Source organism: Streptomyces sp. NPDC039480, from assembly GCF_055597165.1.
The window spans coordinates 107581-129320 of sequence record NZ_JBVITX010000005.1 but is presented as its reverse complement, the minus strand read 5'-3'; the positions used below and the strand labels follow the sequence as shown (position 1 = coordinate 129320).

Here is a 21740-nt window from a genome sequence, read left to right as displayed (position 1 = left end):
ACGTCCTCCACCCTGGAGGAACCTCCAAGCCCCAGCACGCCCACCCCCCAGCAGGCATACGCCGCCCGAACCGGTCAACTCGCCTCCGCATGGCACTCTTCGGCAGGGACAAACACGTGCACGGCGAGAACGAGCCGGCCTCCGGCAGGGCCGAGCCGGCCATCGGCAGTGGCCCGGGGCCGGAGGTCGAGCGGGCCGCCCCGGACGAGCCCACCGAGCTGCCCGCGCGCTCCTGGTGGTCGGTCCTGAAGCGCACCGGCAAGGAGTTCATGGACGACGACCTGGCCGACCGGGCCGCCGCCCTGACGTACTACGGCGTCCTCTCCCTCTTTCCGGCGTTGCTGGTCCTCGTCTCCATCCTGGGTGTGATCGGTGAGTCGGCGACCCGCACGGTCCTCGACAACCTTCAGAAGCTGGCCCCCGGACCGGTGCGCGACCTGCTCGGTGACGCGGTGCGGCAGCTCGGGGACAGCGGCGGCACCAGCGGCGTGATGGCGATCGTGAGCCTGGTGCTCGCGGTCTGGTCGGCCTCCGGTTACGTGGCGGCGTTCATCCGCACCTCCAACGCCGTCTACGACCTTCCCGAGGGCCGCCCGGTGTGGAAGCTGACCCCGCTCCGCATCGCCCTGACCGTGGTCCTCATGATCCTGCTCGCCGTCAGCGCGGTGATCGTGGTCTTCACGGGACCGCTGGCCGAGCGGGCCGGTGACGCGATCGGCGTGGGCGACGCGGCGCTGACCGCCTGGTCCATCGCCAAGTGGCCGGTCCTGCTCGTCCTCGTGATCGTGATGATCGGCCTGCTCTTCTGGCGCGCCCCGAACGTCCGAGGACCCGGCTTCCGCTGGCTGAGCCCCGGCAGCGCCCTCGCGGTCCTGCTCTGGCTGCTCGCCTCCGGCGGCTTCGCGCTGTACGTCGCCAATTTCGCCTCGTACAACAAGACGTACGGGACCCTCGCCGGTGTCGTCGTCTTCCTGATCTGGCTCTGGCTCTCGAACCTGGCCATCCTGCTCGGCCTCGAATTCGACGCGGAGCTGGCCCGCCAGCGGGCGATCTCCGGCGGCATGCCCCCGGAGGAGGAGCCCTACGTGGAGCCCCGCGACACCCGCAAGTGGCCGCGCCGCCGCAAGGGCCGCCCGGCGACCTCGCCGGACGCCTGAGGTCGGACGCCTGAGATCGGACGTCTGATGTCGGACGTCCGACGGCACGAAAAAGGCCCCCGCCGTCGGCGGGGGCCTTACGTCGCCCCTGCTTAAAACGTTCCTGCATGGGCAACACATGGTGGGGCGGGTGGGACTCGAACCCACGGCCGACGGATTATGAGTCCGCTGCTCTAACCGGCTGAGCTACCGCCCCTAACGGCGCGTCGCGCACATTTGTGCGCGCCGTCTGCCGCAGCATAGCCGCTCATACGATCTCCTGCTTCGGATGGTCGGCATCGCACGACCATGAGGACCGCAGGGCTGCCCGCGTGGTTCCACGAGGCGCGGAACCCGTGCGGAACCAGTGCGGAACCGTACGAAGAAGGACCCCCGACAGACATCTCGAGGGTCCTTCTGTACAGCTCTCCCGACTGGACTCGAACCAGTAACCTGCCGGTTAACAGCCGGCTGCTCTGCCAATTGAGCTACAGGAGACCGAGCTCCCCCGACTGGACTCGAACCAGTAACCTGCCGGTTAACAGCCGGCTGCTCTGCCAATTGAGCTACAGGGGATCGTCTCGTTGCATCGAACGCACCTACCTGGGAACTCTCCGGGCGGCGCGCGCTCGCTGCGACACATACATTAGCGCAAGCAGGGGGGTGCTCCGCCAATCGGTATCCCTCGGGCGATCAGCAGGCGAGCGACAGACGCGTGACAGATACGAGTGACAGACGTGCGAAGCCGACGCAAGGGAAGGGTGGCAGCCATGCGGTACCGGCTCACATTCGTGGCGGGACTGGCCCTCGGGTACGTGCTCGGGACCCGGGCCGGACGCGAGCGCTATGAGCAGTTGCGGAAGTCCGCCCGCGAGATCTCGCAGAACCCGGCGGTGCGCAACACCGTGGAGTCCGCGACCCAGCAGGGGCGCGAGGTGGCGGGCAAGGCCTTCCACACGGTCTCCGAGAAGGTCGGGGACAAGATGCCCGAATCGGTCGCCGACCGGGTCCGGTCCCTGCGCGAGCGCGGACCGGGCGGCGGCACCGAGGACGACTGGGGCACGAGCAACACGTAGGCAGGACTGCGCGAGAGCGCGGTTCGGCCGGGTCACGGATCACGGAGAGCGAACAGAGGTACGGGACACGTCCCTCGGTGCGGCAGAATTCCAGGCATGGGGATAGTCGCAGGGTTGGACAGTTCGCCCGATTTCACGCGCATCGTGGTCTGTGACACGGACACGGGCGCCGTGCTCAAGCAGGGGTACGCCCCTCATCCGCTGGAGAGCGCCGAGAGCGGCAGGCCCTCCGATGTCGATCCACAGGCCTGGCTGCTCTCCCTCGGCGAAGCCGCGGGCGGCGGGCTCCTCGAAGGCGTGCAGGCCATCGGCGTGTCCGCCCAGCAGAACGCGCTCGTACCGCTCGACCAGCACGGCAACACCGTGCGGCCCGCGCTCGTCGGCAACGACCGGCGGGCGCAGGTGTCCGCCGTCGACCTCATCGACCGGCTCGGCAGCCGCGAGGCCTGGGCGCAGGCCGTGGGGTGCGTGCCGCAGTCGGCGCACCCCGTGACGAAGCTGCGCTGGCTGGCGAAGACCGAGCCGGAGGCGGCGCGGCACGTGGCGGGGCTGCTGCAGGCGCCCGACTGGCTGGTGTGGCAGCTCCTCGGCAGGCCGGCCCGGCGCACGACCGACCGGGGCGGCGCGTCGGGCACCGGCTACTGGTCGGCGGCGACCGGCTCCTACCGCCCCGACCTCGTCGAACTGGCCCTGGGGCACCAGGCGATGCTGCCCGAGGTGATCGGACCCGCCGAGGCCGCGGGGACGACGCCCGAGGGGCTGCTGATCTCCGCGGGCACGGGCGAGACGATGGCGGCGGCCTTCGGACTCGGGGTGCGGCAGGGCGACGCCGTGGTGTCGCTCGGCGCCTCCGGTTCGGTGATGGCCGTGCACCACGAGGCCCTGACCGACGGGCGCGGCATCATCACCTCGCTCGCGGACGCCACCGGTATGCATCTGCCGGTCGTCCACACGGCGAACGCCGTGCGGGTGCTGCGGGGCACCGCCGAGATGCTCGGCCTCGCCGACCTGGAGGAGCTCTCCGCGCTCGCCATGAAGTCGACGCCGGGCGCGCACGGCCTGGTGCTCCTCCCGTATCTGGAGGGCGAGAAGACGCCGAACCTGCCGCACGCGGCGGGGACGCTGACCGGCCTTCGGCGCGAGTCGATGAAGCCGGAGCACCTGGCGCGGGCGGCCTTCGAGGGCATGCTGTGCGGGCTCGGGGACGCGCTCGACGTCCTGCGGGCGCGGGGGGTCGAGGTCCGGCGGGTGTTCCTGCTCGGCGCCGCCGCGGAGCTGCCCGCCGTGCAGGCCGCGGCGCCGATGCTGTTCGGTACGCAGGTCGTGGTGCCGCAGCCCGCCGACTATGCCGCGATCGGTGCGGCACGGCAGGCCGCGTGGGCGCTGACGGGTCAACTGCCGCACTGGCAGGGGGCCGCGGCGCAGATCTTCGAGCCCGGTGAGGAGCTCGCGGTGGGCCAGGCGGTGCGGCAGCAGCACGCGACGGTACGGGAGCAGACGCATCCCGGCGCCTTCGGCTACTGATCCGCCCGCTTTGTTCTTGAGTGGGCCCAGTTCTTGACCGGGGCTGAAATTTGACCCGGTCATGGGTTAATCGGTTGCACGGCCCTGGGTCGGGTGCCGGAGTATGGGAGCGACCTCGCCCAACTTGCCGTCACCCGACTCCTCGAGAGACCGAGCGTGCTCATACGACTCCTGCGGACGTACCTGCGTCCGTACCACAAACCCATCGCCTTGCTGGTGCTGCTGCAGTTCCTGCAGACCTGCGCCGCCCTCTACCTGCCCAGCCTGAACGCCGACATCATTGACAACGGTGTCGTCCAGGGAGACACCGGCTACATCCTCGCGTTCGGCGGCATCATGATCGCCGTCACCGTCGTGCAGATGGTGTGCAACGTCGGCGCCGTCTTCTACGGCGCGCGGACCGCCGCGGCCCTCGGCCGGGATGTGCGGGCCGCCGTCTTCGACCGGGTGCAGTCCTTCTCCGCACGCGAAGTGGGCCAGTTCGGCGCCCCGACGCTGATCACGCGGACCACCAACGACGTCCAGCAGGTGCAGATGCTGGTCCTGATGTCGTTCACGCTGATGGTGTCGGCGCCCATCATGTGCGTCGGCGGCATCGTCATGGCGCTCGGTCTCGACGTGCCGCTCTCCACGGTCCTGGTCGCCGTCGTGCCCGTCCTCGGCATCAGCGTCAGTCTGATCGTGCGGCGACTGCGGCCCCTGTTCCGCACCATGCAGGAGCGGCTCGACACCGTGAACCGGGTCCTTCGCGAGCAGATCACCGGCAACCGCGTCATCCGCGCCTTCGTCAGGGACACGTACGAGAAGGAGCGCTTCCGCAAGGCCAACGCCGATCTGACCGACGTGTCGCTCGGCACCGGCAAGCTGCTCGCGCTGATGTTCCCGATCGTCATGACCGTCGTGAACATCTCCTCGATCGCGGTGGTGTGGTTCGGCGCGCACCGCATCGACAGCGGCGGCATGCAGATCGGCGCGCTCACCGCGTTCCTCACCTATCTGATGCAGATCGTGATGTCCGTGATGATGGCCACCTTCATGTTCATGATGGTGCCGCGCGCGGAGGTCTGCGCCGAGCGCATCGAGGAGGTCCTGGACACCGAGAGCAGCGTGGTGCCGCCGCCCGCCCCGGTGCACGAGCTGCGCAGCCACGGCCACCTGGAGATCCGGGACGCCGGCTTCCGCTACCCGGGCGCCGAGGAGCCCGTCCTCAAGTCGATCCACCTGGTGGCCCGCCCCGGCGAGACGACCGCCGTCATCGGGTCGACCGGCAGCGGCAAGTCGACGCTGCTCGGCCTCGTGCCGCGACTCATCGACGCGACCGAGGGCGAGGTGCTGGTCGGCGGCGTGGACGTGGGCACCCTCGATCCCGTCCTGCTCGCGAAGACCGTCAGCCTCGTCCCGCAGAAGCCGTACCTCTTCGCCGGCACCGTGGCGACCAACCTGCGCTACGGCAACCCGGACGCCACCGACGAGGAGCTGTGGCACGCCCTCGAGGTCGCCCAGGCCAAGGAGTTCGTCGAGGGCCTGGAGGAAGGGCTCGACGCGCCGATCGCCCAGGGCGGCACGAATGTCTCCGGTGGCCAGCGCCAGCGCCTGTCCATCGCGCGGACCCTCGTGCAACGCCCGGAGATCTACCTCTTCGACGACTCGTTCTCCGCGCTCGACTACGCCACCGACGCGGCGCTGCGGTCCGCGCTCGGCCGGGAGACCGCCGGGGCGACCGTCGTCATCGTCGCCCAGCGCGTGTCGACCATCCGGGACGCCGACCGCATCGTGGTCCTCGACGAGGGCCGGGTCGTGGGCACGGGCCGCCATCACGAGCTGATGGAGACCAATGAGACCTACCGGGAGATCGTGCTCTCCCAGCTGACGGAAGCGGAGGCCGCGTAATGCCCCCTGGCATCGGTGGACCGATGATGGGGCCGGACTCCCGGTCCATGGACTTCAAGGGCTCGGGCAAGCGGCTGCTCGCGCAGTTCAGGCCCGAGCGCGCCACGATGTACGGGATGCTCGTGGCCGGCGTCCTGAGCGTCGCCCTCTCCGTGCTCGGCCCGAAGATCCTCGGCCGCGCGACCGACCTGCTCTTCGCGGGCATCGTCGGCCGTGACATGCCCGCGGGGACGACGAAGGAACAGGCCCTCGACGGTCTGCGCGCCAAGGGCGAGGGCGGCATGGCCGACATGCTCTCCGGCGTCGACTTCACCCCCGGCAAGGGCATCGACTTCGGCGCGGTGGGCGAGGTCCTGCTGCTCGCCCTCGGCACGTTCGTGGTGGCGGGGCTGCTGATGGCCGTGGCGACGCGGCTCTCGAACCGCGCCATCAACCGGACCGTCTTCCGGCTGCGCGGCGACGTACAGGCGAAGCTGTCGCGGCTGCCGCTGGCGTACTTCGACAAGCGGCAGCGCGGCGAGGTGCTGAGCCGCGCCACGAACGACCTCGACAACATCAACCAGACGCTGCAGCAGACGATGGGCCAGCTCATCAACTCGCTGCTGACCATCATCGGCGTCCTGGTGATGATGTTCTGGGTGTCGCCGCTGCTCGCGCTGGTGGCGCTGGTCACGGTCCCGCTGTCGTTCTACGTGGCGACGAAGGTCGGCAAGCGGTCGCAGCCGCAGTTCGTGCAGCAGTGGAAGACCACCGGCGCGCTCAACGCCCACGTCGAGGAGATGTACACCGGGCACGCCCTGGTGAAGGTCTTCGGTCGGCAGGAGGAGTCGGCGAAGGCGTTCGCCGAGCAGAACGAGCAGCTGTACGAGGCCGGGTTCAAGGCACAGTTCAACAGCGGTGTCATGCAGCCGCTGATGTACTTCATCTCGAATCTGAACTACGTGCTGGTCGCCGTGGTGGGCGGCCTCCGGGTGGCCTCCGGGTCGCTGTCGATCGGTGACGTGCAGGCCTTCATCCAGTACTCGCGGCAGTTCTCGATGCCGCTCACGCAGGTCGCCTCGATGGCGAACCTGGTGCAGTCGGGTGTGGCGTCCGCCGAGCGGGTCTTCGACATCCTCGACGCGCCGGAGCAGGAGGCCGACCCGGTGCCCGGCGAGCGGCCCGCGAAGCTGCGCGGGCGCGTCGGGATGGAGCATGTGTCCTTCCGGTACGAGGAGGACAAGCCGCTCATCGAGGACCTCTCCCTGGTCGTCGATCCCGGCCACACGGTCGCCATCGTCGGACCGACCGGCGCGGGCAAGACGACGCTGGTCAACCTGCTGATGCGGTTCTACGAAGTGACGGGCGGGCGCATCACGCTCGACGGCGTCGACATCGCGGACATGTCGCGGGACGAGCTGCGGTCCGGCATCGGCATGGTGCTCCAGGACACCTGGCTGTTCGGCGGCACCATCGCGGAGAACATCGCGTACGGCGCGGCGAAGGACGTCACGCGCGAGGAGATCGAGGAGGCGGCGCGCGCCGCCCACGCGGACCGTTTCGTGCGGACGCTCCCCGACGGGTACGACACGGTCATCGACGACGACGGCACGGGCGTGAGCGCGGGCGAGAAGCAGCTCATCACCATCGCGCGGGCGTTCCTCTCCGACCCGGTGATCCTGGTGCTCGACGAGGCGACGAGTTCCGTCGACACCCGCACCGAGGTGCTGATCCAGAAGGCGATGGCCCGCCTCGCGCACGGGCGCACGAGCTTCGTCATCGCGCACCGGCTCTCCACGATCCGGGACGCCGACACGATCCTGGTCATGGAGAACGGGGCGATCGTGGAGCAGGGCACGCACGATGCGCTGCTGGCCGCGGACGGGGCGTACGCACGGTTGTACGCGGCGCAGTTCGCGCAGGCAGTGGCCGAGGTCGACTAAGGCTACGCGGGCCTGCCGGGGGGCTGCCTCAGTCGAGGTAGCCCCTGAGCTGGTCCGCGAAGGCGTGGTCCCGGAGTTTGTTCAGGGTCTTGGACTCGATCTGCCGGATGCGTTCGCGGGTCACACCGAAGATCCGGCCGATCTCCTCCAGGGTGCGGGGCCTGCCGTCCGCGAGGCCGTAGCGCAGCTGGACCACCTTGCGCTCCCGCTCGCCGAGCGTGGAGAGGACCGCTTCCAGGTGCTCGCGCAGGAGCAGGAACGCCGCCGACTCCACGGGGCTCGCGGCGTCGCCGTCCTCGATGAGGTCGCCGAGCGCGACGTCGTCCTCCTCGCCGACGGGCGCGTGCAGCGACACGGGCTCCTGGGCCAGGCGCAGGACCTCGCTGACGCGCTCGTGCGGCAGGTCCAGGTGGGCGGCGACCTCTTCGGGCGTGGGCTCGTAGCCCCGCTCCTGGAGCATGCGGCGCTGGACGCGTACGACACGGTTGATGAGCTCCACGACGTGCACCGGCACGCGGATGGTGCGGGCCTGGTCCGCGAGGGCGCGGGACATGGCCTGGCGGATCCACCAGGTCGCGTACGTCGAGAACTTGTAGCCCCGGGCGTAGTCGAACTTCTCGACCGCCCTGATCAGGCCGAGGTTGCCCTCCTGGACGAGGTCGAGCATGGTGAGGCCGCGGCCCACGTACCGCTTGGCGACGGAGACGACCAGGCGGAGGTTGGCCTCGATGAGGCGGCGCTTCGCCATGCGGCCCACGACGACCAGCTTGTCGAGGTCCAGGGCGAGTTGGGAGTCCAGGTCGGGGGTGTTGCTCAGCTTCTCCTCGGCGAAGAGGCCGGCCTCGACGGCGCGGGCCAGCTCCACCTCCTCCGCGGCGGTGAGCAGCGGGATCCGCCCGATCTCGCGCAGGTACTGGCGGAACAGGTCGGACGAGGGGCCGCCGGTGTCGGCGCGGCTGCGGGGCGTGGGGAGGTCGAGCGTCTCGGGCTCCAGGGCCTCGGGGGCCTCCGGAATCTCCTGTACCGCCTGGGGCTCCGCCGCTTCGGGCTCGCCCTGCGCCTCCGGGTGCCGGGTGGCTCGGCTCTGCGGCGGGACCGCCTCCAGGACGTTCGTATCCGCATCCGCGCGCGCGGCGGTGTCGGTCTGGGTGAGGGTCTGGGTCTGCACGGGGGCGACCTCCAGGGTGATCGCTGCTGAGGCGTGCGGCAACGGGAGAGGGACGACGGCCTCGCCGCTGTCCGTCCCGGACACGATGTGTGGAACCGCGGGGGTGTCGGACCCGCTGTCGGCGGGTCGGCCGCGCTCCGAGGACTCAGGCACCGGAACCCAGTGTGGGGCACGACACACGGCCGCCACGAGGGGCGTGCGGTGACTTTTTGAGTCCGGTCCGTGACCGCGTGGTTACCCGACGGGTAACCCTCAGCCGCTCGGCTGAACCTCCCGGCGGCCGCCGGGGTCGCCTCAGAGCGCTTCCGCGCCCCGCTCGCGCAGCGCCTGGCCGTACTGCTGGAGGACCCACAACTCGCTCTGGACCGCCGCCAGATGCTGCGGGTCGCCGCCCGCGCCGAGCCGGGCGAGGCTGCCCTGGACGTCCCGGATGCGGCGGTCGACGGCGCGCAGCCTGACCTGGACCAGCTGCATGCCCGCGTACATCTCGTCGACGGTCTTGCGGAGGATCGCCTCGACGGCGAGCTCGGTGACCATGGAGCGGACCGCGTTGTCGGGCGCGGCTTCGCGGACGCGGACGAGGTACTCCTGCGGGTCCTGCGCGCCCTGCTCGGCGCCGCCCGCCTCCTCGATGGCGCGGCGCACCGCGGCGTAGGGCGGGGCGGTGAACTCGTCCAGGCCGTACGCGTCGAAGGCCGGGGAGACCAACTGCGGGTACTGCAGGGCCAGTTTGAGCAACTCGCGCTCGGTGCGGTGGGCGGGACTGCGCAGGTTGAGCGCGGGGCCGCTGAAGCCCTGGGGCGCGGCCTCGTACGCCGGGGAGGAGCGCTGCGGGGCGGGGGCCGGGCCCCGGCCGCCGCGGTCGCGGGCCCAGCGGGCCAGCTGCGCGACGCGCTTGACGACGAACTGCGTGTCGAGGATGCCGAGCATGCCGGCGAGCTGCACGGCGACCTCGTGCTGCGCGCCGCTGTTCTTGATGCGGGCCACCACGGGGGCGGCCTCGTCCAGGGCGGCGGCGCGGCCGGCGGGGGTCTCCAGGTCGTAGCGCGAGACGATCTGGCGGAGCGCGAACTCGAAGAGCGGCGTGCGCGGTTCGACCAGGTCGGCGACTGCGCCGTCGCCCTTGGCGAGGCGCAGGTCGCAGGGGTCCATGCCGTCGGGGGCGATCGCGATGTACGTCTCTGCGGCGAACTTCTGGTCGTCCTCGAAGGCGCGCAGGGCCGCCTTCTGGCCGGCCGCGTCGCCGTCGAAGGTGAAGATCACCCGGGCCGAGCCGTTGTCCATCAGGAGACGGCGGAGGATCTTGATGTGGTCGCCGCCGAAGGCCGTGCCGCAGGTCGCGATGGCGGTGGTGATGCCCGCGAGGTGGCAGGCCATCACGTCCGTGTACCCCTCGACGACGACGGCGCGGCTGGACTTGGCGATCTCCTTTTTGGCGAGATCGATTCCGTACAGGACCTGGGACTTCTTGTAGATCGGCGTCTCGGGCGTGTTCAGGTACTTCGGGCCGTTGTCGTCGTCGCGGAGCTTGCGGGCGCCGAAGCCGACCACTTCGCCGCCGATGTCGCGGATCGGCCACATGAGGCGGCCGCGGAAGCGGTCGATGGGGCCGCGGCGGCCCTCCTGGGAGAGGCCGGAGAGGGTCAGCTCCTTGTCGCTGAAGCCCTTGCCGCGCAGATAGCGGGTGAGGTGGTCCCAGCCCGCGGGGCTGTACCCCACGCCGAAGTGCGCGGCCGCGGTCTGGTCGAAGCCGCGCTCGGCGAGGAACTTGCGGCCGATCTCGGCCTCGGCGCTCTCCAGCTGGTCCACGTAGAACTGGGCGGCGATCTTGTGGGCCTCGACGAGGCGGATGCGCTCGCCGCGCTGGTGCGAGGGGTTGTAGCCACCCTCTTCGTAGCGGAGCGTGATGCCTGCCTGGGCGGCGAGGCGCTCGACCGTCTCGGAGAACGTGAGGTGGTCGATCTTCATCACGAAGGCGATCGTGTCGCCGCCTTCCTGGCAGCCGAAGCAGTGGAAGAGACCCTTGCTCGGGCTGACCTGGAAGGACGGTGACTTCTCGTCGTGGAAGGGGCACAGACCCTTGAGGTTTCCACCCCCCGCGTTGCGCAGCTGGAGGTAGTCGGAGACCACGGCGTCGATCGGGACCGCGTCCCGAACCGCCTTCACGTCCTCGTCATTGATCCTGCCTGCCACGTACGAATACTACGGCGCGCCTGTGACACTCCCGCCCGGCCGGTCACGTCAGGAGCGACGCCAGGGGGGTCGACGGGTCCGCGAGGGCGTCGGGGTCGGGGCGGGCGCCCCGCCGGATGAGCTCCTGCACGGTCTCCGTGACGTCCCACACATTCACGTTCATCCCCGCGAGGACCTGCCCTTCGCGCAGCCAGAAGGCGACGAACTCGCGCTTGCCGGTGTCACCGCGGACCACCACTTGGTCGTACGTGCCCGGGGGCGCCCAGCCCGAGTACTCCAGGCCCACGTCGTACTGGTCGGAGAAGAAGTAGGGCACGCGGTCGTACGTGACGTCCTGGCCGAGCATGGCGCGGGCTGCGGCGGGGCCGCCGTTGAGGGCGTTGGCCCAGTGCTCCACGCGCAGGCTCGTGTCGAAGAGCGCGTGGTGGACGGCGGCCACGTCGCCCGCGGCGTGGATGTCGGGGTCGGAGGTGCGCAGCGACGCGTCGACGGCGATGCCGCCGCCTTCGGCGCGGTCGACCAGGTCGAGGCCTGCGGCCTCGGCGAGGGCCGTGCGCGGGGCCGCGCCGATCGCGGCGAGCACGTCGTGCGCGGGGTGCTCCTCGCCGTCGTCCGTGCGGGCGGCGAGGACCATGCCGTCCTGGCCGACGATCTCGGTGAGGCGGGCCCCGAAGTGGAAGCGGACGCCGTGCTCGGCGTGCAGGTCGGCGAACATCTGGCCGACCTCGGGACCGAGGACGGCGTGCAGCGGCGTCGGCTCGGGCTCGACGACGGTGACCTCCGCGCCGTACTCCCGGGCGGCCGCCGCGATCTCCAGGCCGATCCAGCCGGCGCCCGCGATCACCAGGTGGCCGTTGTCCCTGCCCAGGGCTGCGAGGACGTGCCGCAGCCGGTCGGCGTGCGCGAGGCGGCGCAGGTGGTGGACGCCCGCGAGGTCGGTGCCCGGGACGTCGAGGCGGCGCGGCTCGGCGCCGGTGACAAGGAGCAGTTTGTCGTAGCGGATGACGGTGCCGTCGCCGAGGCGCACGGCCTTCGCTTCGCGGTCGACGGCGACGACGGTCTGGCCCAGGTGCAGTTCGACGTCCGCCTGCGCGTACCACCCCGGTTCGTGCACGAAGACGCTGTCGCGCTCCTCCTTGCCGAGGAGGTACCCCTTGGAGAGGGGCGGGCGCTCGTAGGGGTGGTCCCGCTCGTCGCCGATGAGGATCACCCGGCCGGTGAACCCTTCGGAGCGCAGGGTCTCGGCCGCCTTGGCGCCGGCCAGACCTCCTCCGACAATGACGAACGTCTGATCCGCGTCGACCACTTGATGCCTCCTTGCCCGGGGTACCGGGGGTGTCCCCCGGAAGAACACAGCGTTGCCCTTCGGCCTTGCCGCACCAGGGAGCGTCCCGCACAGAGCGTGATGCGGGAAGGGGGCGTGAGCTCGACTGGCCACATTTCGTCACGCCCTGTGGTCACTCCATGGTCACTTACCGTTGTTTCATCAAAGTCTCGCCGTCAGCCGGGTGTGCAGGGCGCGGGCCGCGGCGTCGGTGAGGGACGCGATCTGGTCGACCACGACGCGCTGGGCGGCGCGGTCGTCGGGCGCCGCGTCGTACAGCGCGCGGAACTGCGGGTCGAGTCCGTCGGGTGCGCGCGTGGTGAGTGCCTCGGCGAGCTCGGCGACGACGACGCGCTGGTCCGCGCGGAGCCGCTCCTGGGCGGGGCGCTGCATCACATAGCGGTCGGCGACGGCCTTCAGTACGGCGCATTCGTGTCGTGCCGCGCGGGGGACGACGAGCTCCGCGCCGTACCGCGTGAGGGGACCCGTGCCGTACCGCGCACGGGTGGCGCTCTCCGCGGCCAGGCAGAAGCGGCCGATGAGCTGGCTGGTGGCGTCCTTCAACCGGGCCTGCGCGACGGCCGATCCGTCGTATCCGTGCGGCCACCACTCCTGGTCCAGGAGGCGGTCGAGCGCCTGGGCGAGCTCTTCGGGGTCGGTGTCCGAAGGGACGTAACGCCCGAGTGCGACGGCGTAGATGTCCTGGCGCTCGGGCTCGGCGTGCAACGCGTTCGGATCGATGTGGCCGGCGTGCAGGCCGTCTTCGAAGTCGTGCACCGAGTACGCGACGTCGTCGGACCAGTCCATGACCTGTGCCTCGAAACAGATGCGCTGTCCCGGGGCCTCCTTGCGGACCCAGTCGAAGACGGGCCGGTCATCTTCGTAGACACCGAATTTAGGGGATGCCGGGTCGGCGGGGTGGGCGCCGCGCGGCCAGGGGTACTTGGTGGCGGCGTCGAGGGCGGCCCGGGTGAGGTTGAGACCGACGCTGACGAGGTCGCCGGTGGACTCGGAGCGGATGAAGCGCTTCGGCTCGATGCGGGTGAGGAGCCTGAGCGACTGGGCGTTGCCCTCGAAGCCGCCGCAGTCCGCCGCCACTTCGTTCAGCGCCTGTTCGCCGTTGTGCCCGAACGGGGGGTGGCCGAGGTCGTGGGAGAGGCAGGCCGTCTCGACCAGGTCGGGGTCGCAGCCCAGGGCGGCGCCCAGCTCGCGGCCCACCTGGGCGCACTCCAGGGAGTGCGTCAGCCGGGTGCGGGCGCTGGCGTCCCAGGCCTGGCTCCTGGTGCCGGGCGTGACGACCTGGGTCTTTCCGGCGAGGCGGCGCAGCGCCGCGGAGTGCAGGACGCGCGCGCGGTCGCGCTGGAAGGCCGTGCGCCCCGGCCGCTTGTCGGGCTCGGCGGCCCACCGCTCGACGGCCGCGTCGTCGTAGGCGCTGTAGACGCTGTGGACGCCTTGGGCGGTGCGGGCCTCGGGTCGCGCGTTCGGTGCTGAGCCTGTGCCTTCCATGCACCGACAGTAGACGCAAGCAGTGACAAACAGGGATCTGGCCCCTTGGATTCGGCCTCCCTCGTCCGTCCTCCCTCGTCTGTCCTCCGTCAGACGCTGGTGAGCCGCCGCCGGACCGGTGCCGGGGTGGTGCGTGCCTGGTCGTAGCGGTGCAGGACGAGGCGGGCGAGTGCCGGGTGGGGGCCGAGGGGGGCCGCGGCGATCCAGGGTGCGGCGGCCGCGGTCTGGGTGGCGAAGCGGCCGGGCGCGGTGAAGTAGGCGGCGACGGCGGTGCGGGTCCGGCCGTCCGCGGCGAGGGCTTCGAGCGCCTCCGGGACGGTGCGGGCGCAGGCCGGGGTGGGCGCGGCGTAGGCGGGCAGGACGGGGACGCCCAGGCGTTCGGCGAGCAGCCCGGCGGCGGTCTCCGTGTCGGCGGCCGACTCGGGGTCGCGGGAGCCCGCGGCGGCGAGGACCACCGCGTGCCTGCGCCGCGCGCCCGCGCCCCGGGGCCGCTCGGGCCATCCGGCCTGGACGAGCCGGGCGTGCAGCGCCTCGGCGAGCAGCGGGTGGGGGCCGAGCGGGGCGGCGACGCGGGTGTCGAGGTGGGGCGCGCCCTCGGCGGCCGCCGGCACGTCGCGCTTGACGTGCTGGCCACGGCCGAGGAGCAGCGGCACGAGCACGGCGGAGCCGGACCGCTGCGCCGCGAGGGTCTCGGTGAGCAGCGGTTCGTTCAGCTCGATGTGGCCGAGCCGGACGGTGAGGCCGGGGCGTTGCTCGCGGATCCGCTCGGCGAGGGCCGTGACGGTGGTGAGGGCGCGCGGGTCGCGGCTGCCGTGGGCGACGAGGACGAGCGTGGGGCGGGGGTCGGGACGTGGGGTGTGGCGCGGGGCGGGGCGGCGGCTGCCGTCGGGTGAGACGAGGCTGAGCTGGGTGCCGAGCTGGCTGTTGATGCGGTCCATGATCTGCGCCGTACTGTCGAGGTGAGTGCTGCCGGACTCGTCGCGAAGAGCGGTCGACGGCGTCATGAATTGAGGATGGCGGGGACATATTGCGGACGCGTTGCGCGCCCGTGACGACTGTTTTCAACGGGCTCACGGTGGACCGCGGGGCGCTGCCAGGGCGGGGTCGGGGTGTTCTCGGGGATGTTCTCGGGGGTGTTCTCGGGGGTGTTTCGGGGACACGGGTCACTGACGTGGCCGGTGGGCGGGTCTACGGTTGTGGCATTGATCGGATCGGGGGAGATCCGACGGGCACGGGGGCGGATCACTCATGGAGAGACACGGGGACGGCGACGGGACGGCGCGCCGGAGGGACGACCCGCGACCGTGGCGGCGACTGCGATTCCGACAGCCTCACTGGCTGCGGCTGCGGCTGCCGCGGTCACGGCGGGGGCAGCGGCGTGCGGTGCAGGCGGTGATGGCGCTGTGCGTGCTGGCGCTGCTGCCCGCGACCTGGCTGTTCGTGACGACGGACGGCAAGGTGGGCTCGGTCGCGGACGCGCCGCGCACCCGGGTCGCGGTGGTCTTCGGCGCCGGGCTGTGGAAGGGCGAGCCGTCGCCGTATCTGGCGCACCGGCTCGACGCGGCGGCGGAGTTGTACCGCACGGGGCGAATAGAGGTCGTGCTCGTCACGGGCGACAACAGCCGCGAGGACTACGACGAGCCGGACGCCATGCGCGCCTATCTCAAGGAACACGGCGTGCCGGGCCGCCGCATAGTGAGTGACTACGCAGGATTCGACACCTGGGACTCCTGCGTCCGCGCCAAGAAGATCTTCGGCGTGGACCGTGCGGTGCTGATCAGCCAGGGCTTCCACATACGCAGAGCGGTCGCGCTGTGCGACGCGGCGGGAGTCTCGTCGTACGGGGTCGCGGTGGACGCCGTACACGACACGACCTGGTACTACGGCGGCGCCCGGGAAATCTTCGCGGCAGGCAAGGCAGCCCTCGACGCAACATTCCACCCGGACCCCCACTTCCTGGGCCCCGAGGAACCATCCATAACCCAAGCCCTGACGACCCACCGCGCCCCGTAAAGGACGCAAGAACCGACGCGCCCCATCAGGATCGCAAGAACCGGCGCGCCCCGTCAGGGGCGCGGGGAACTGCGCGACCAGCCAAGAACAACCCGCACCCGGCAACGCTCAGATCCAGGCAGACGAGAAGCCATGGAGCGAAACGGCACAAGGAGGGAGGCCTCACCGCAGGGTGCGGGCACGACTGAGATGGGGTTACCGCACGCGTAACACGCGAACGCAGGACACGTAACAAGCCCGACGCACGCTGACCCCATGCACACCACGGCGACTTCGACCCACTGCCCGTACTGCGCGCTGCAATGCGGGATGGCCCTCACCAAGGGCCCCCAAGGTGTGGAGGTCGTCGAGCGGCCGGACTTCCCCGTCAACAAGGGAGCCCTGTGCGGCAAGGGCCGCACAGCTCCCGCCGTGCTCTCCTCCCGGGTGCGTCTGACCGAGCCACTCGTCCGATCCCACGCCACGGGCAGGCTCACGCCGGCCACCTGGGAGGAGGCCCTTGACCGGATCGCCGGCGAGCTCACCCGCACTCGTGCGGAACACGGCGCGGACGCGTGCGGGGTGTTCGGCGGGGGCGGCCTGACGAACGAGAAGGCGTACGCGCTGGGCAAGTTCGCGAGGGTGGCGCTGGGCACGTCGCAGATCGACTACAACGGACGGTTCTGCATGTCGTCGGCCGCGGCCGCCGGGCAGCGGGCGTTCGGGCTCGACCGGGGGCTGCCGTTCCCGCTGGCGGACATCCCGCGCACCGGCTGCGTGATCCTCGTCGGGTCGAACCTCGCCGAGACGATGCCGCCCGCCTTGCGGTATCTGACCGAGCTCAGGGCGAACGGCGGCACGCTGATCGTCGTGGACCCCCGGCGGACCAGGACGGCCGAGCAGGCCGACCTGCACCTGGCGCCGAGGCCCGGCACGGATCTCGCCCTGGCGCTCGGGCTGCTGCACCTGGTCGTGGCCGAGGGCCGGACGGACGAGGCGTTCATCGAGGAGCGGACGAGTGGATGGGAGGAGGCGCGGGCGGCGGCGATGGCGCACTGGCCGGAGCATGTCGAGCGGATCACCGGTGTGGCGGTGCCCGAGCTGCGGGAGGCCGTGCGTCTCTTCTGCGACGTCGACAACGCGATGGTGCTCACCGCGCGCGGGCCGGAGCAGCAGTCCAAGGGCACGGACACGGTGGGGGCGTGGATCAACCTGTGTCTCGCCACGGGGCGCGCGGGGCGGCCGCTGTCCGGGTACGGCTGCCTGACGGGGCAGGGCAACGGCCAGGGTGGGCGCGAACACGGTCAGAAGGCGGACCAGTTGCCGGGTTACCGCAAGCTGACCGATCCGGCGGCGCGGGCCCATGTGGCGGAGGTCTGGGGGGTGGACCCGGACTCGCTGCCGGGGCCGGGGCGGTCGGCGTACGAGTTGTTGGATGCGTTGGGCGGGGACATCAAGACGTTGCTCCTGATGGGCTCGAACCCGGTGGTCTCCGCGCCGCGGGCGGCGCATGTGGAGGAGAGGCTGCGGTCGCTCGACTTCCTCGCGGTGGCGGATGTGGTGCTGTCCGAGACGGCTCGGCTCGCGGACGTGGTGCTGCCGGTGACGCAGTGGGCGGAGGAGACCGGGACGGTGACGAACCTGGAGGGGAGGGTGCTGTTGCGGCGGCAGGCCGTGTCCGCGCCGGACGGGGTCCGCAGTGACCTCGACGTGCTGCACGGGCTCGCGGAGCGCCTCGGCCACGGGAAGGGGTTCCCCACCGAACCGGAGGAGGTCTTCGAGGAGTTGCGGCGGGCGAGCGCGGGCGGGTCCGCGGACTACTCGGGGATCAGCTACGAGCGGTTGCGGGCGGACGGCGGGGAGGGAGTGTTCTGGCCGTGCCCCGCGGGGCCGGAGTCCGCGGGTACGCCGCGGCTGTTCCTCGACCGGTTCGCGACCGAGGACGGGCGGGCGCGTTTCGTGCCGGTGGCGCACCGGGATGCCGGGGAGGAGCCGGACGCGGAGTATCCGGTGCTGCTCACCACGGGGCGGGTGCTCGCGCAGTACCAGTCCGGGGCCCAGACGCGGCGCGTCGACGAGCTCAACTCTGCCGCTCCGGGGCCCTTCGTGGAGCTGCATCCGAGGCTCGCCGCGCGTCTGGGGGTCGGGGAGGACGATCCGGTCGCCGTCGTCTCTCGGCGGGGCCGCGCGGTGGCTCCGGCGAGGGTCACGACGGCGATCCGCGCCGACACGGTCTTCATGCCGTTCCACTGGCCGGGCGAGGGGCGGGCCAACACCCTGACGAATCCGGCGCTGGATCCCGTGTCACGGATGCCGGAGTTCAAGGTGTGCGCGGTGCGGTTGGAGCGGGCGGAGCGGGCCCGGGACTGAGTGCCCGAAGCCCGCCGACGCGAGACTGAGAGGAGATCAGCAGGTGCGGCCGATGTACCAGGCGCCGTCCACGTCACCGGCCTCGCCGATCCAGGTGACGCCCGGGCCGACACACTTGATCGTGTTGGGACCCCAGTCGTCGATCTCGATGAGGATCTTCGAGCCGTCGCTCGTGCAGTGGTTGTAGTAGGCGTCGCTGTGGGTCTCGTAGAACCCGCAGGGGTTCATGACGGCCGCCGGCTCGGCGGAGGCCGAGGACGTCAGGGTCATGCCGAGGCCGAGGGTCAGGGCGCCGATGAGGGCCGGCAGGGAACGGCGTACTCGCATAGGGCGATTCCTTCTGGGACAGGGTGCTCGCGCACCGCCTCGCGCACCAGCAGGTGCACACGGAGAGCTTGGCGGTGCTCACAGAGCGTAGTCGCGTCAACTCGCTCGCACGAGTGATTCGGATCACCGGATCGGGTGGATACGCGTTTGAGCTGCGGATTCGCTCGGGTGGGGCGAACGCCGCCGGGTGGGGCGGGAGTTACCTCCCGAGGCGGTGTACGGCCCAGTCCCCGCCGTCGATCACCGTCCCGGAGGCGCGGAGCCCGGCCGCGACGCGCGGGCCCGCGACATAGACCCAGGCGGGCACCGCCGACCCGTCGGGGCGGAGTGCGCCGCGTACGACTCGTTCGTAGAGGTTGCGGGGGTCGCCCGGGCGGTACTCCTCCAGGAGGTCGAGGGCGGTCAGGAGCCGGTCGTACGCGGTGGGCAGCGCGGTCAGCAACTCCCCGTGCACCGGGCCGCCGCCGGGTTCCTCGACGAGGTAGGGGTAGCCGGGGCCCTCGTAGAGGACGGCGTCCGGGAGCCGGGCCGGTGCCTGCGCGGCGATGCGGCCGCCGAGATGGGCGGCGTGGTTCCGCTCCCCCGGGCGCAGCGTGCCGTACACGAAGAACGGCAGCCGGGCCCCGGCACGTGAGGTCACTCGGTGGTCTCCCGCTCCACCCACTCCAGGTAGGCGGCGCTGCCCCGCACCACGGGGGTCGCGATGATCTCCGGGGTGTCGTAGTCGTGGGCGGCGTGGAGCCATGCCTCGAGGGCGGCGTAGCGGCCGGGCGTCGTCTTGAACAGCACCTGCCACTCGTGGGCGGTCTCCAGCGCGCCTTCCCACCGGTACACGGACGTGACGGGTCCGGCGATCTGCGCGCAGGCCGCGACGCGCGCCCGCACCGCGCCGCCCGCGAGGTCCCGCGCCTTGTCCTCGGCGTCCGTCGTGGTCAGTACGGTCAGCGCGCGCACGTTCGGTTCGTCGTCCATACGCCGATTGTGCACAGCGCGGCACAGCACAGCTGTGGCCAGGGGCGAGTGCCCAGGTCGAAGGTCCTGAACATGGCGTTCTGGGTGGGCTTGGGGGCAGTTGTTACACAACCTCCGGGCATCCGTGATGGACGGTTCCTACCTTCGAGAGCGGTGGCCGGTCCGGTCCCTCTGTCGAATCCCCGTCGCAGTCCCCGGACCGGCCACCACCAGCGCCCCAGCTCCCCCAGCGCCCCTGTTCCCCCGCTCTCCACGTGACGACGGTCAGCCCCCATGAATCCGATCCTCCGCCGCCCGCTCCTCCTGGGCGCCGCCCTCCTCACCGCTCCGGCGGCCCTCGCGCTGACCGGCTGCGGCGGCACGGACGGTCTCGGGCACGGCGACGCGGCGCCGTCCGTCTCCGTGCAGCCGCGCCCCGAGGCCGTCTGGCCCGCCTGGGCGGGCAAGTCGTCGCGGGCCCCGGGCGCCGAGGCCGCCACGCGCCAGCCGCCCCCGCAGGCGTTGCCCGGTCTGCCGAAGGTCGGCTCCGGCGGGCTCGCCGCGATGGACGTCCACGCGATCCTGCGGGCCGACTCCCGTATGAAGCCGCTCGCCGGCCGCGGGACGATCGACCGGCCGGGGCGGGCAGGGCTGCGGCCGCCGATGTTCCTGGACCTGACCGGCGACAAGAAGCCCGAGCTGCTGGTGGCCGCCGACACGGAGAGCGGGCGGTCGCTCCTGGCCGTCTACGCGGAACACGACGGCAAGGTCTTCCCCGTCCTCTTCACCTCCGGCAGGAACCTGAGCGTGGAGACGATCGGCCCCGACCTGCTGGTGCGCACCCCGTGCTCCGAGGGCGGCGAGCAGGCCGTGCGCTTCCACTGGGACGGCGCCCGGATGTCCACGGTCAGCGACATCAAGAGCTATCAGAAGCCGCCCCGGCCGACCGACACGAACGAGCCGACGCCCCCGGCACCGGCCCCGTCCCCGTCCCCGTCCCCGGGAGGCCCGTGATGCCGCGCCCCGCGCCCACCGGGCTCGGGTTCGGCATCGGGCTCGGTCTCGGGCTGCGCTGGAAGATCACGGCGCTGCTCGCGGCGGGCTGCGCCGTGGTCGCCGTCGCCATCGGTCTGCTCGTCCACCACGCCCGGCTCGACCAGGTCTCGTCGGGCGCGCGGTCCGGGGCGATCGCGCAGCTCGTGCGCGTACGCCAGCTGTACGAGCTGACGGGACAGGTCGACCAGAGCGAGACGGACTCCGCCCTCGACGACCCGGGGCTGCCCGCGGCGCTGCGGCGGGCGGCGCTGGCCGGGCAGCGCACCACCTACCTCGACATGGCATCGGACGACGACCCGTGCGTCTGGGCGGCACGGCCGGTCGGCGACCGCCCCCGGCACGTCCTGTCCGTCCGTGAGCCGCTGCGCGAACAGGCCGCCGAGATGGCCGACTTCGACCGGCGGCTGCTGATCTCGGGCGCCGTCGTCGTCGGTCTCGCCGCGCTCGGCGGCGCGGGCCTGTCGAGCAGGCTGAGCCGTCAGCTGCGCACGGCGGCGGCCATCGCGCGGCGCATCAGCCAGGGCGACCTCGACGCCCGCATCGACCATCCGCGCCCGCCCGGTGTGCGGCACGGCAAGGACGAGGTGGCCGAACTGGCCACCGCCGTCGACACGATGGCCGCGACGCTCCAGCAGCGCCTGGAGGCCGAGCAGCGCTTCACCGCCGATGTCGCCCACGAGCTGCGCACCCCGCTGACCGGTCTGCACACGGCGGCCGAGCTGCTGCCCGCGAGCCGCCCGACCGAGCTCGTGCGCGACCGGGTCCGCGCCCTGCACACCCTCACGGAGGACCTGCTCGAAGTGGCGCGCCTCGACGCGGAGGTGGAGAAGCCGGACCTGGAGGCGCATCCGCTGGGGCGGCTCGTCGAGACCATCGCGGAGCGTGCGGGCGGTGGCTCGGGGGCCGGTTTCACCGTGCGGGGCGCGGAGACGGCGTACGACACGTTCGTCCGCACGGACGCGCGCCGCCTGGAGCGGATCCTGACCAACCTCGTGAACAACGCCCGCAAGCACGGCGGCGATCCCGTCGAGGTGCGGGTCGACGGCGTCGAGGTCACGGTCCGCGATCACGGGCCCGGCTTCCCCGAACACCTGCTCCAGGACGGCCCGCGGCGCTTCCAGACCGGCGCGCGCGAACGCGGCCAGGGCACCGGGCTCGGTCTGACCATCGCGTTCGGCCAGGCCCAGGTGATCGGCGCCCGGGTGGACCTCGCCAACGCGGCGGACGGGGGCGCGCTGGCGGTGGTGCGCCTGCCGGGTGCCTGAAGCGGGTGCCTGACGGAAGCGGTTGCGGAGTTGAACTGAG

Annotated in this window: 17 protein-coding genes and 3 tRNA genes; 9 read left to right on the top strand and 11 right to left on the bottom strand. The window is 71.7% G+C overall.

The annotated features are described in order from the left end of the window. Positions 1–89: 89 nt before the first annotated feature. Positions 90–1157, top strand: a complete 1068-nt coding sequence (locus ACZ56E_RS17555) for a YihY/virulence factor BrkB family protein (RefSeq protein WP_471215014.1) — start codon at positions 90–92, stop codon at positions 1155–1157. A 119-nt stretch (positions 1158–1276) separates the two neighbouring features. Here the strand turns inward: ACZ56E_RS17555 and ACZ56E_RS17550 are convergent. The 3 genes from ACZ56E_RS17550 to ACZ56E_RS17540 all read right to left on the bottom strand — a co-directional run bounded on the left by ACZ56E_RS17550 (position 1277) and on the right by ACZ56E_RS17540 (position 1712). Beyond that, positions 1277–1353, bottom strand: a tRNA-Ile gene (locus tag ACZ56E_RS17550). 208 nt (positions 1354–1561) lie between these two features. Next, positions 1562–1634: transfer RNA gene (locus tag ACZ56E_RS17545), tRNA-Asn, on the bottom strand. 5 nt (positions 1635–1639) lie between these two features. Further along, a tRNA-Asn gene (locus ACZ56E_RS17540) sits at positions 1640–1712 on the bottom strand. 185 nt (positions 1713–1897) lie between these two features. Between ACZ56E_RS17540 and ACZ56E_RS17535 the strand changes: the two genes are divergently transcribed. The 4 genes from ACZ56E_RS17535 to ACZ56E_RS17520 all read left to right on the top strand — a co-directional run bounded on the left by ACZ56E_RS17535 (position 1898) and on the right by ACZ56E_RS17520 (position 7548). Then, entirely contained in the window at positions 1898–2212 is a 315-nt protein-coding gene (locus tag ACZ56E_RS17535) for a YtxH domain-containing protein (protein ID WP_362996808.1), read from the top strand. A 96-nt stretch (positions 2213–2308) separates the two neighbouring features. Continuing rightward, positions 2309–3736 carry a xylulokinase gene (locus ACZ56E_RS17530; RefSeq protein WP_471215012.1) on the top strand — a complete coding sequence of 476 codons (1428 nt, stop codon included), beginning with the start codon at positions 2309–2311 and terminating at the stop codon, positions 3734–3736. Between the two features lie 156 nt (positions 3737–3892). Continuing rightward, on the top strand, positions 3893–5626 hold the full coding sequence (locus ACZ56E_RS17525) for an ABC transporter ATP-binding protein (protein WP_471215011.1): 1734 nt from the start codon (positions 3893–3895) through the stop codon (positions 5624–5626). After that, positions 5626–7548: an ABC transporter ATP-binding protein gene (locus tag ACZ56E_RS17520; protein ID WP_471215009.1), complete on the top strand. Its 1923-nt coding sequence runs from the start codon at positions 5626–5628 to the stop codon at positions 7546–7548. The genes ACZ56E_RS17525 and ACZ56E_RS17520 overlap by 1 nt, the downstream gene beginning before the upstream one ends. 28 nt (positions 7549–7576) lie before the next feature. Here the strand turns inward: ACZ56E_RS17520 and ACZ56E_RS17515 are convergent, their stop codons facing one another. From ACZ56E_RS17515 to ACZ56E_RS17495, 5 genes are all read right to left on the bottom strand, one after another. Next, on the bottom strand, positions 7577–8869 hold the full coding sequence (locus tag ACZ56E_RS17515; RefSeq protein ID WP_471215007.1) for an RNA polymerase sigma factor: 1293 nt from the start codon (positions 8867–8869) through the stop codon (positions 7577–7579). A 141-nt stretch (positions 8870–9010) separates the two neighbouring features. Further along, positions 9011–10909 (bottom strand): DNA primase, encoded by a 1899-nt coding sequence (dnaG, locus tag ACZ56E_RS17510; protein WP_468600853.1) that lies wholly within the window; start codon positions 10907–10909, stop codon positions 9011–9013. 43 nt (positions 10910–10952) lie between these two features. After that, positions 10953–12215 (bottom strand): NAD(P)/FAD-dependent oxidoreductase, encoded by a 1263-nt coding sequence (locus ACZ56E_RS17505; protein WP_468600855.1) that lies wholly within the window; start codon positions 12213–12215, stop codon positions 10953–10955. Between the two features lie 180 nt (positions 12216–12395). Further along, complete coding sequence (locus tag ACZ56E_RS17500) at positions 12396–13739, bottom strand: deoxyguanosinetriphosphate triphosphohydrolase (RefSeq protein ID WP_471215004.1); 1344 nt, start codon at positions 13737–13739, stop codon at positions 12396–12398. An 89-nt stretch (positions 13740–13828) separates the two neighbouring features. Continuing rightward, positions 13829–14743, bottom strand: coding sequence for a sirohydrochlorin chelatase (locus ACZ56E_RS17495; protein ID WP_471215002.1), 915 nt, complete (start codon positions 14741–14743; stop codon positions 13829–13831). A gap of 391 nt (positions 14744–15134) precedes the next feature. Between ACZ56E_RS17495 and ACZ56E_RS17490 the strand changes: the two genes are divergently transcribed. After that, positions 15135–15752 carry a SanA/YdcF family protein gene (locus tag ACZ56E_RS17490; RefSeq protein ID WP_471215650.1) on the top strand — a complete coding sequence of 206 codons (618 nt, stop codon included), beginning with the start codon at positions 15135–15137 and terminating at the stop codon, positions 15750–15752. A 255-nt stretch (positions 15753–16007) separates the two neighbouring features. After that, complete coding sequence (locus ACZ56E_RS17485) at positions 16008–18101, top strand: molybdopterin oxidoreductase family protein (protein ID WP_471215000.1); 2094 nt, start codon at positions 16008–16010, stop codon at positions 18099–18101. Between the two features lie 36 nt (positions 18102–18137). On the opposite strand, the gene ACZ56E_RS17480 is transcribed toward ACZ56E_RS17485, so the two are convergent. The 3 genes from ACZ56E_RS17480 to cutA form a co-directional block, all read right to left on the bottom strand. After that, on the bottom strand, positions 18138–18371 hold the full coding sequence (locus tag ACZ56E_RS17480) for a DUF6355 family natural product biosynthesis protein (protein WP_471215648.1): 234 nt from the start codon (positions 18369–18371) through the stop codon (positions 18138–18140). Positions 18372–18627: 256 nt separating this feature from the next. Next, positions 18628–19068, bottom strand: coding sequence for a gamma-glutamylcyclotransferase family protein (locus ACZ56E_RS17475; protein WP_471214998.1), 441 nt, complete (start codon positions 19066–19068; stop codon positions 18628–18630). Further along, complete coding sequence (gene cutA / locus ACZ56E_RS17470) at positions 19065–19400, bottom strand: divalent-cation tolerance protein CutA (protein ID WP_468600867.1); 336 nt, start codon at positions 19398–19400, stop codon at positions 19065–19067. Before cutA ends, ACZ56E_RS17475 begins: the two co-directional genes overlap by 4 nt. A gap of 273 nt (positions 19401–19673) precedes the next feature. Here cutA and ACZ56E_RS17465 point away from each other — a divergent pair, with 273 nt between their 5' ends. Both ACZ56E_RS17465 and ACZ56E_RS17460 read left to right on the top strand, forming a co-directional pair. After that, positions 19674–20393 (top strand): hypothetical protein, encoded by a 720-nt coding sequence (locus ACZ56E_RS17465; RefSeq protein ID WP_471214997.1) that lies wholly within the window; start codon positions 19674–19676, stop codon positions 20391–20393. Continuing rightward, a complete protein-coding gene (locus tag ACZ56E_RS17460; protein WP_471214995.1) occupies positions 20393–21700 on the top strand; it encodes a sensor histidine kinase in 1308 nt (435 codons plus the stop codon). The genes ACZ56E_RS17465 and ACZ56E_RS17460 overlap by 1 nt, the downstream gene beginning before the upstream one ends. Positions 21701–21740 lie beyond the last annotated feature (40 nt).

Coding starts and splice junctions, on each gene's coding strand:
- cutA (WP_468600867.1), bottom strand. CDS start 19,400: ATGGACGACGAACCGAACGTGCGCGCGCTGACCGTACTGACCACGACG.
- ACZ56E_RS17490 (WP_471215650.1), top strand. CDS start 15,135: ATGGCGCTGTGCGTGCTGGCGCTGCTGCCCGCGACCTGGCTGTTCGTG.
- ACZ56E_RS17460 (WP_471214995.1), top strand. CDS start 20,393: ATGCCGCGCCCCGCGCCCACCGGGCTCGGGTTCGGCATCGGGCTCGGT.
- ACZ56E_RS17495 (WP_471215002.1), bottom strand. CDS start 14,743: ATGACGCCGTCGACCGCTCTTCGCGACGAGTCCGGCAGCACTCACCTC.
- ACZ56E_RS17485 (WP_471215000.1), top strand. CDS start 16,008: ATGCACACCACGGCGACTTCGACCCACTGCCCGTACTGCGCGCTGCAA.
- ACZ56E_RS17465 (WP_471214997.1), top strand. CDS start 19,674: ATGAATCCGATCCTCCGCCGCCCGCTCCTCCTGGGCGCCGCCCTCCTC.
- ACZ56E_RS17520 (WP_471215009.1), top strand. CDS start 5,626: ATGCCCCCTGGCATCGGTGGACCGATGATGGGGCCGGACTCCCGGTCC.
- ACZ56E_RS17555 (WP_471215014.1), top strand. CDS start 90: ATGGCACTCTTCGGCAGGGACAAACACGTGCACGGCGAGAACGAGCCG.
- ACZ56E_RS17500 (WP_471215004.1), bottom strand. CDS start 13,739: ATGGAAGGCACAGGCTCAGCACCGAACGCGCGACCCGAGGCCCGCACC.
- ACZ56E_RS17480 (WP_471215648.1), bottom strand. CDS start 18,371: ATGACCCTGACGTCCTCGGCCTCCGCCGAGCCGGCGGCCGTCATGAAC.
- ACZ56E_RS17530 (WP_471215012.1), top strand. CDS start 2,309: ATGGGGATAGTCGCAGGGTTGGACAGTTCGCCCGATTTCACGCGCATC.